Below are 8,643 nucleotides of genomic sequence, written 5' to 3'. Positions count from 1 at the left end.
GATTGGCTTGTGACCTCGAGGGGGTAGGCGCTGGAGTTAGACAATTCAAAAGAGGGAGGCCTTTGCCTCCCTCTTTTGTCATATAAAATCCTACTCTTCTGGGTAATTTACATATTTTTCAGGTTCCGATTTAATCTGATTCAGCATGACTTCAATAAGTTCTATTGGAAAACGGGATTTTTTTCTTTCTCCGTCTTGATCAAAGTGAACATAGTACATGATTTCATCTTTTTCAATTTGAATATCTGATAGTCCGTGCTCTTCTATTAGCATATCCTCAAACATTTTTACTGTTTCAGCTGCAGCTTTATCATCTGGCCGTTCCAAAATAACAACTTTAATCGATAGCCAATTATACAAAGTATCTTGTAATGATTTCATATTATATCATCTCCATCCTACACCTGTTTTCCTTCTTGCTTTTTTGACTGATGAAGACGGATTTTGTAAATAATTAATATTAATGCTGCAACTACTAAGCCTTCTGTAATCGGGAGGAATACTGCAAAGAATGTCAGGACAGTACACCCTAGAATAAGAAAGAGATAGATAATAGCCGATTTTGCTAACGGCAATTTTTTCGCAAAACCTAATTTAAATACAATAATACAGAGCAAAATAATGGTCAAATATAACATCCACATTCCTAAGCTTGAATTTTCTTGCACTTTAAATAAAGCAGCGAAAAAAGACAGCCGTTCATTTATATCAACCATTTTCTTCTCCCCCTTAAAAGTTTTTTAGCTCATTTCAGCATATTTTTTCTTTTTCGCAATTCTTTCACGTTCATTTTTATCAAGGATTTTTTTACGTAAACGAATTGATTCTGGTGTTACTTCACAATATTCATCTTCGTTTAAATATTCTAAAGCTTCTTCAAGCGTCATAATACGCGGCTTCTTCATTGTTGTCGTTTGTTCTTTCGTTGCAGAGCGAACATTTGTAGCTTGCTTAACTTTCGTAATATTAACTGTGAGGTCACTTTCACGATTGTGCTCCCCGACAATCATTCCTTCATAAATTTCCGTTCCTGGCTCGACAAAGATTGTTCCACGATCCTCTACCTGCATTATCCCATAGGTTGAAGACTTTCCGCTTTCCATGGAGACGAGAACACCTTGACGTCTTCCGCCGACCTGTCCTTGTGCCATTGGCTGATAGCTATCAAAAGTATGATTGATGATTCCGTAACCGCGTGTTAATGTTAGGAATTCAGTTGTGTAACCAATTAGCCCACGGGCTGGAACATTAAAGATTAAGCGTACTTGACCATTCCCATTATTAATCATATCAATCATTTCGCCTTTTCTAGCTCCAATTGATTCCATAATAGAACCTGTATGCTCTTCAGGTACATCGATTTGCACACGTTCAACAGGCTCGCATCGCACACCATCAATTTCCCTTACAATGACCTCTGGCTTGGATACTTGAAGCTCATATCCTTCACGGCGCATATTTTCAATTAATATAGATAAGTGTAATTCTCCACGGCCTGAAACAATCCACGCATCTGGAGAATCTGTATTATCGACTCGAAGACTTACATCTGTCTGCAGTTGTGAACGGAGTCTTTCTTCCACTTTTCTAGAAGTAAGGTATTTACCTTCTCTGCCGGCAAACGGACTATTGTTCACAAGAAATGTCATTTGCAATGTTGGTTCATCGATACGAAGAATTGGCAAAGCCTCTTGATGTTCAACAGGACATACGGTCTCACCAACATTGATATCCTCCATGCCTGATAGAGCAATTAAATCCCCGGAATAAGCTTCTTCAATTTCCTGGCGTTTAAGACCAAAGAAACCAAAGATTTTTGTTACCCGAAATTGTTTAATGGAACCATCTAGCTTCATTAATGCCACTTGCTGACCAACTTTAATCGTTCCACGAAACACTCGTCCTATACCAATTCTACCTACATAATCATTATAATCAAGTAAAGCTACTTGAAACTGTAAAGGTTCTTCACGATTGTCTACTGGTGCCGGAATATGATTTACTATCGCATCATATAGAGCCTGCATGTTCTCGTCTTGTTTAGATGGATCCGTACTTGCTGTACCATTGATACCTGATGCGTAGATAACCGGAAATTCAAGCTGATCTTCAGTTGCTTCCAGTTCAATAAATAAATCTAGCACCTCATCAATTACTTCCTCTGGACGGGCAAAATCACGGTCAATTTTATTGACTACAACAATCGGTGTTAAATTTTGCTCTAATGCTTTTTTAAGAACAAAGCGTGTTTGTGGCATGCAGCCTTCATAAGCATCAACGATAAGCAGAACACCATCAACCATTTTCATGATACGCTCTACCTCACCGCCAAAATCAGCGTGTCCAGGTGTATCAAGAATATTAATTTTTGTATCTTTATACTGAATCGCGGTATTTTTTGCTAAAATAGTAATTCCGCGTTCTCTTTCAATGTCACCTGAATCCATTGCACGTTCTTCAACATGCTCATTAGATCTAAAAGTGCCAGCCTGCTTAAGCAGCTGGTCAACCATTGTTGTTTTACCATGATCAACGTGAGCGATGATAGCAATATTTCGAATGTCTTCTCTAAGTTTCAAGGAAGTTCCTCCTACCTGTATTTAACAATTAACATCAATTTCACTTTTTCAAATCTATAACTGAGACATTATATCATAAATATAGTGGAAACTTAAATCGTTTTTGTGTAAAATAATTATTTGTAGACAATGTTTTTCATAAGAGGCAAAATAAACACCCAAAATGGGAGGTTACATAAAATGAAACAAATCAAATGGCCATTATTAGCTTTTGCGATTGCGGCCGCACTATGCATGATGGGAATTGGAGTTGCAATTGCTGAAAAAAGTGTTGCAGGGATTATTGGCGCAATCATATTATTAATTTTGACAATGGGCTTTGGATTTAAAACAAAGAAGAAATTGAGAGAAAGCGGACTTCTATAAGATAAAAAAACGACCGCCAAGTTTATTGGACGGTCATTTTTTTACCATTTGCCATTATTTAAATACTTCTCCATTATTTCCTGATGAAGGCCTGGTTTTGAAATAAAAACTGTATTATTTTCAAGCATGCTTAAAGCATCGCCCTTTAATGTAGTGGCAAGACCGCCAAGTTCTTCAACCAATATAATCCCAGCTGCAATATCCCATGGTGCAAGACGCATCGTGATATAAGCATCTAGCCTGCCTGAAGCAATATACGCCATCTCCAAAGCGGCAGATCCATATGAACGAGTTCCTCGTGCATCCTTCACTAATGGAGATAAGAGAGCTGGATCAATGCGTTTATTTTCAGTAACCCATGTGGCATTTATTCCAATAACGGCTTCCGAAATAGACACTTTCTCTAGAGGAGGCAATGGTAGATCATTTAGAAATACCCCGCTCCCCTTCATTGCATGATAAAGCTCATCGTGAACAACATCGTATATTAAACCAACCTTCCCAACACCGTCTTCATAAATTCCAATAGAAATTGCAAAATTCCTCTGCTGATGTATGAAGTTCATTGTCCCATCTATTGGGTCAATGATCCAAACAACACCAGTTAAATTATTTAACTTGTCACCAAAACCTTCCTCACCTAGGATTTTATGGTCGGGAAAACTTTCCTTTATTTTTTTAATGAAAAATTGCTCTGTACTTTTATCAATATCTGTTACTAAGTCATTTGCATTCGTTTTTGTTTGAATGACTAGGGTTTTACTAAAGGACCTTTTGATATTTTCTCCAGCTTCTTTAATCCATTTCGTTGCACAATTATTAATTTCTGTCCAATTCATTGTGGTTGAACCCTCCCCATCATCCCGCATACTCGCTATTTCACCTAAAGGGATATTTATTAATCATACAATAAATAACAATAGCTTAATTGAAGCAGAATGACACTTCAAGCATTATCCTTTCACAGTAGTAATAAATTTAATCGTTTATTGAAAAAACAACAAAACGAACTCCCAAATTTGGTGAAGGAGTTCGTTGTTATAGGTTAAGTCTAATTTCAATATACATTTTCTATTTTCTTTCCCCTTTACCTCTTTCATTCAGACACTTTAGTTAAAGTGCTTTAAGGCGTAAAAGTTCTTGTCTGATTTTTTCAAGTTTTTGTTTACTTTTCAATTGTAAATCTTCATTCTTATCATTCATTGCATCAAATAATGTTGCTAGTTCGTAATCTAATTCTAATCGAAGGACTGCGGTACGTTCTCTTTCGCCTGCTTTGTTTTTAACTGTGTTCATCAGTTGTTTCATAAAAATCACCCCTTTCTAAAAATCTAGTTTAAATTTTCTGACTATTATTTATTTATAATATGAGGAATTTGAGTCAGTTGCAACAAATATGTGTGAATACCTATATTTACAAAAATGCCTGAAGCATAGCGGTTTTTGTTTATGAACAGGTATGCTACAATATTTCAGAATGTATTTTTTTTGATAATGACTAAGTATTTTGGATAATTAATACTGTTTAGTTTTGAGGAGGTTGCAAATGTCATTTTCAGGATTTACGAATAAAGATTTTGATGTTTTTAAGATCGATGGACTAGAGGACCGGATGGAGGCCTTAATTACTCATATACGACCAAAACTTGATGAATTAGGACAATATTTTGCTCCAATGCTTGCCATTCAGACTGGAGATGAAATGTATCCACATGTAGCCAAACATGCACGCCGGACAGTAAACCCTCCTAAGGACACCTGGGTTGCCTATGCAAGTAATCCTCGGGGTTATAAAATGCTGCCTCATTTTCAAATAGGACTTTGGGAAACACATGTTTTCATCTGGTTTGCTCTTATATATGAAGCTCCTAATAAAGAAGACTTCGGAAAAAAATTAGAAAAGAATTTAAATAAAATTTATAAACAAACTCCTAAACACTTTGTTTGGTCTGCAGATCACACTAAACCGATGGGACAGCTGCATGGAGAACTGACTAAAGAAGACTTAAAAGACATGTTTATTCGGTTACAAAAAGTAAAAAAAACGGAGATTTTATGCGGCTTACATATTCCAAGAAAAGAAGCAATAGAAATAGATCCTCATGCTTTTCTTGAAAATGCAGAATCTGTTTTTAAAACATTAATACCTTTGTATAAAATGTTTTAAACAAAAGAGAGAGAAAATAGGCAGTGGCCCCTATGGCTTTTTTAGGCGGCCACATGCCATTATTCACATTTTTTTATTTCTTAATTCTAACCTCTTTTCCTGCTTCTGACTCTTTTACAGCCTTTAATGTATGATATGCTGAAAAGCCGCTTACCTCTTCAAACTCATTGCAAATATTTCGTTCCTGGGCTTTACCTGGAACGATTTCTTTAAATCTTCTATACGCATCTAAATATTTTTCACGGTTTACACCTTTCCCATAGATCTCCTCAACTAACTGAAAGTAATGAATAACATCAATTATTTCATCTGTTGACCAATCTGGGTCAATTGGGTATTGGTATTCCATTTCTGTCACCTCTTTTGCCTAAAACATTATTTATGTATTACATTGTCCATTTTTTGCGAATACTCTCTCCATCTGAGATCATTCGACTAAATAGTTCTTGTACAGTTGGAACATCATTAATTAGTCCCATTACTTGCCCTGCCCAAGCAAATCCTTCTTCCTCTATCCCTTCGTGAATATATTTTTTATTAGCCTTCCCGCTAATCAAGTCTTTCAATTGCTCAAAGCCGCCATTTTGCTCCTCAATTGCTAGAATTTTCTCTGTCCATGAATTAGAAATGACTCTGGCCGGAGCCCCTATTGTTTTTTTAATAACAACAGTATCATTTTCACTTCCTTCGACAAGCCTTTTTTTATAGATGTCTGATGCATGAATACACTCCTTAGTCGCAATAAATCTCGTTCCCATTTCAATGCCCTCTGCACCAAGGCTAAGGGCCGCCATAAGCCCCCTGCCATCCCCAATCCCTCCTGAAGCGATTACAGGGATGGAAACTGCATCTACGACTTGAGGGGTTAATACGAACGTTCCAATATCGTCTCGTCCTAAATGACCTCCCCCCTCTTGTCCGACAACCATAACCGCATCTGCACCAAGCTCTTCAGCTTTCACTGCCTGCCTTTTTGCCGCAACGAGAACTAGCTTTTTCACATTTACCCCTTTTAATTGCTCAAAAATGGGAGCTGGGTTTCCACCAGTCATCGAAATAACAGGAACCTCTTCCTCAATCGCCACATCTAAATAGTGTGAAAATGGCCTGCCATGCTGCCCGATGGCAAAATTAACACCAAATGGCTGATTCGTCAATATCTTCACTTTTCGAATTTCTTCTCTTAAAGCATCCGGGCTTTCTAATGACATTGCCGTTACTTGTCCAAGTCCTCCAGCATTCGAAACAGCAGCTGCTAAATCTGAGTAAGCAAGATGGGCAAGCCCTCCCTGTATGATCGGGTATTTAATGTTTAATAATTCTGTTACTCTTGTATTCCAGTTCATAAAAAAACCTCCTTCAAACCCTTATGTATGTTAACTTCTATTTTACTGTTATATTTTCCTGTTAACATCTAAAACTAAAGAAGATAAGATAATTTTCTCCTAAAAAAAATAATACGATTATTACTCATCAAATTTTCTATGCAAAGAAAGGGAATAGTGCTATAATTCAAATGTTTTATGACTTTTTGTGATGCAAAATTATAATTAAAGAGGTGTGGAAATACATTGTCACAATTAGAAACACCGTTATTTAGCGGCTTACTTGCACATGCTAAAAAAAATCCAATTCAATTTCATATACCAGGCCATAAAAAAGGAGCGGGAATTGATCCCGAATTCAGAGAATTCATTGGCCACAACGCACTTTCAATAGACCTTATTAATATCGGTCCTCTTGATGATCTTCATCAGCCTAAGGGTATGATTAAAGAGGCTCAAGATTTAGCTGCAGAAGCTTTTGGTGCAGACAGAACCTTCTTCTCTGTACAAGGAACAAGCGGAGCAATTATGACAATGGTCATGGCCGTTTGCGGACCTGGAGAAAAAATAATTGTTCCAAGAAATGTTCATAAATCAGTCATGTCAGCGATTGTTTTTTCGGGTGCAACCCCGATATTTATTCATCCCGAAATCGATAAAGAACTTGGGATCTCTCACGGAATTACAACCGAATCTGTCTCGAGGGCTCTTGAACAGCACCCTGATGCAAAAGGAGTTCTCGTCATTAACCCAACCTATTTCGGAATTTCGGCTGACTTGAAGAAAATTGTTGAAATTGCTCATTCATATCAAGTCCCCGTTCTTGTAGATGAAGCGCACGGTGTTCACATTCATTTTCATGATGAATTACCGCTATCCGCCATGCAAGCAGGCGCTGATTTAGCAGCAACTAGTGTTCATAAGCTTGGCGGATCGATGACACAAAGCTCGATATTAAATATGCGTGGAAACCTTGTTTCAGCCAAAAGGGTACAGACCATTCTAAGTATGCTTACGACAACATCAACATCCTATTTATTGCTTGCCTCCTTGGATGTTGCTAGGAAACGCCTAGTTAATGAAGGAAAAGAATTAATCGATAAAACAATAGAACTTTCACAGTCTATACGCCGGCGCATAAATGAAATTGAGCATGTCTATTGTGTTGGAGAAGAAATCCTTGAGTCTGATGCTGCACATGGCTATGATCCAACAAAGCTGATTATTTCTGTTAAGGATCTTGGGTTAAATGGGTTTGATGTAGAAAAGTGGCTACGTGAAAAGTACAATATTGAAGTCGAAATGTCTGACCTATATAATATCCTTTGTATTATTACGCCTGGAGATACTGAATATGAGGGGGATATGTTAGTAAAGGCGCTTCAAGAATTATCTGCGGAAAGACACGGATTAACTGAAAAGCTTGATACTCAGGTATTATTGCCTGATATTCCTGTATTGGCCGTTTCTCCTCGCGATGCCTTCTATGCTGAAACTGAACTCGTTCCTTTTGATGAATCAGAAGGAAGAATCATTGCAGAATTTATTATGGTCTATCCTCCTGGTATTCCTATTTTTATTCCGGGAGAAATCATAACGAAAGAAAATCTTACTTATATTAAAACAAACATGGAAGCTGGCCTTCCTGTTCAAGGGCCAGAAGATTATGATTTTAAATATTTGCGAGTGATTAAAGAGTATAAAGCTATCAGATAGAAAAGAAATTCAAAGAAAAACCTTCCCGAAATAAATTGGGAAGGTTTTATTTATAAACGAAATTTATTATTATATTTCTTCTTGATGATGGCTTCCCTCACAGCAGCTGCAATCTGCCTTGGAATATAGAACTGTTACTTTCTCATCTTCGAAATAATCAATTGTAGAATTACACGCTTGGCATACAATTGTACCCATTCTTTCATTCCCCTTTGTAATTAAGATCAATTTGAAAACGCTTAATCATCGTTAATTACATAATAATATAACACAATTGTTTTATCAAGGGTTAATTGTATGTCACATTAAGAAATAAAACAGGCTATTTTCAGCCTGTTCTTCTCATTCATATTGGGTATGGAAAGTAGTCGCTGGTAAGGTGAGCTTAAAAAATTCACATAAGTCTTCTGCTTGGTGGCGATTATCCAATTTAAAGGCGTGTTGCAAATGTTCAGCATCTTCGAGGTCCTTAGGGTCGAGGAGTGTGGAG

At 37.0% G+C, this 8,643-nt stretch carries 12 protein-coding genes; 3 read left to right on the top strand and 9 right to left on the bottom strand.

All coding sequences use genetic code 11. The features are described from left to right. Positions 1-90: 90 nt before the first annotated feature. The 3 genes from V7149_RS06100 to typA are packed head-to-tail and all read right to left on the bottom strand — an operon-like array spanning position 91 to position 2,579. A complete protein-coding gene (locus V7149_RS06100) occupies positions 91-381 on the bottom strand; it encodes a hypothetical protein (protein WP_335344760.1) in 291 nt (96 codons plus the stop codon). Between the two features lie 17 nt (positions 382-398). Next, a complete protein-coding gene (locus V7149_RS06095; RefSeq protein WP_335344759.1) occupies positions 399-716 on the bottom strand; it encodes a YlaH-like family protein in 318 nt (105 codons plus the stop codon). Positions 717-740: 24 nt separating this feature from the next. Next, the gene (gene typA, locus V7149_RS06090; RefSeq protein WP_335344758.1) at positions 741-2,579 is read right to left on the bottom strand and encodes a translational GTPase TypA; all 1,839 of its coding nucleotides are present in this window, start codon (positions 2,577-2,579) and stop codon (positions 741-743) included. A gap of 180 nt (positions 2,580-2,759) precedes the next feature. On the opposite strand from typA, the gene V7149_RS06085 reads away from it, so the two are divergent. After that, positions 2,760-2,945: a DUF5325 family protein gene (locus tag V7149_RS06085; RefSeq protein WP_335344757.1), complete on the top strand. Its 186-nt coding sequence runs from the start codon at positions 2,760-2,762 to the stop codon at positions 2,943-2,945. A 41-nt stretch (positions 2,946-2,986) separates the two neighbouring features. Here the strand turns inward: V7149_RS06085 and V7149_RS06080 are convergent, their stop codons facing one another. Beyond that, positions 2,987-3,784: an inositol monophosphatase family protein gene (locus tag V7149_RS06080; RefSeq protein WP_335344756.1), complete on the bottom strand. Its 798-nt coding sequence runs from the start codon at positions 3,782-3,784 to the stop codon at positions 2,987-2,989. A gap of 274 nt (positions 3,785-4,058) precedes the next feature. Next, entirely contained in the window at positions 4,059-4,253 is a 195-nt protein-coding gene (locus V7149_RS06075; protein WP_335344755.1) for a hypothetical protein, read from the bottom strand. 238 nt (positions 4,254-4,491) lie between these two features. On the opposite strand from V7149_RS06075, the gene V7149_RS06070 reads away from it, so the two are divergent. Continuing rightward, positions 4,492-5,112, top strand: coding sequence for a YktB family protein (locus V7149_RS06070; RefSeq protein WP_335344754.1), 621 nt, complete (start codon positions 4,492-4,494; stop codon positions 5,110-5,112). 73 nt (positions 5,113-5,185) lie between these two features. Here V7149_RS06070 and V7149_RS06065 read toward each other — a convergent pair whose 3' ends face one another. Together V7149_RS06065 and V7149_RS06060 are read right to left on the bottom strand one after the other, a co-directional pair. Further along, complete coding sequence (locus V7149_RS06065; protein ID WP_335344753.1) at positions 5,186-5,461, bottom strand: UPF0223 family protein; 276 nt, start codon at positions 5,459-5,461, stop codon at positions 5,186-5,188. Positions 5,462-5,498: 37 nt separating this feature from the next. Further along, on the bottom strand, positions 5,499-6,458 hold the full coding sequence (locus V7149_RS06060) for an NAD(P)H-dependent flavin oxidoreductase (RefSeq protein WP_335344752.1): 960 nt from the start codon (positions 6,456-6,458) through the stop codon (positions 5,499-5,501). 225 nt (positions 6,459-6,683) lie between these two features. Here V7149_RS06060 and V7149_RS06055 point away from each other — a divergent pair, with 225 nt between their 5' ends. After that, complete coding sequence (locus tag V7149_RS06055) at positions 6,684-8,153, top strand: aminotransferase class I/II-fold pyridoxal phosphate-dependent enzyme (protein WP_335344751.1); 1,470 nt, start codon at positions 6,684-6,686, stop codon at positions 8,151-8,153. 69 nt (positions 8,154-8,222) lie between these two features. Here the strand turns inward: V7149_RS06055 and V7149_RS06050 are convergent, their stop codons facing one another. Both V7149_RS06050 and V7149_RS06045 read right to left on the bottom strand, forming a co-directional pair. After that, complete coding sequence (locus V7149_RS06050; protein ID WP_335344750.1) at positions 8,223-8,351, bottom strand: GapA-binding peptide SR1P; 129 nt, start codon at positions 8,349-8,351, stop codon at positions 8,223-8,225. Between the two features lie 144 nt (positions 8,352-8,495). Then, positions 8,496-8,600, bottom strand: coding sequence for a hypothetical protein (locus tag V7149_RS06045; RefSeq protein WP_438824088.1), 105 nt, complete (start codon positions 8,598-8,600; stop codon positions 8,496-8,498). Between the last annotated feature and the right edge of the window lie 43 nt (positions 8,601-8,643).

The organism is Bacillus sp. JJ1503 (genome assembly GCF_036965125.1).
In the GTDB taxonomy this organism is placed as follows: domain Bacteria; phylum Bacillota; class Bacilli; order Bacillales; family Cytobacillaceae; genus Cytobacillus.
Note: the sequence above shows the minus strand (reverse complement) of the source record. Positions and strands in the feature narration are given on the sequence as shown.

Excerpts from the sequence above, each read along its gene's own strand:
- V7149_RS06075 (WP_335344755.1), bottom strand. The coding sequence starts at position 4,253 with ATGAAACAACTGATGAACACAGTTAAAAACAAAGCAGGCGAAAGAGAA.
- V7149_RS06070 (WP_335344754.1), top strand. The coding sequence starts at position 4,492 with ATGTCATTTTCAGGATTTACGAATAAAGATTTTGATGTTTTTAAGATC.
- V7149_RS06095 (WP_335344759.1), bottom strand. The coding sequence starts at position 716 with ATGGTTGATATAAATGAACGGCTGTCTTTTTTCGCTGCTTTATTTAAA.
- V7149_RS06050 (WP_335344750.1), bottom strand. The coding sequence starts at position 8,351 with ATGGGTACAATTGTATGCCAAGCGTGTAATTCTACAATTGATTATTTC.
- V7149_RS06085 (WP_335344757.1), top strand. The coding sequence starts at position 2,760 with ATGAAACAAATCAAATGGCCATTATTAGCTTTTGCGATTGCGGCCGCA.
- V7149_RS06060 (WP_335344752.1), bottom strand. The coding sequence starts at position 6,458 with ATGAACTGGAATACAAGAGTAACAGAATTATTAAACATTAAATACCCG.
- V7149_RS06065 (WP_335344753.1), bottom strand. The coding sequence starts at position 5,461 with ATGGAATACCAATACCCAATTGACCCAGATTGGTCAACAGATGAAATA.
- V7149_RS06080 (WP_335344756.1), bottom strand. The coding sequence starts at position 3,784 with ATGAATTGGACAGAAATTAATAATTGTGCAACGAAATGGATTAAAGAA.
- V7149_RS06100 (WP_335344760.1), bottom strand. The coding sequence starts at position 381 with ATGAAATCATTACAAGATACTTTGTATAATTGGCTATCGATTAAAGTT.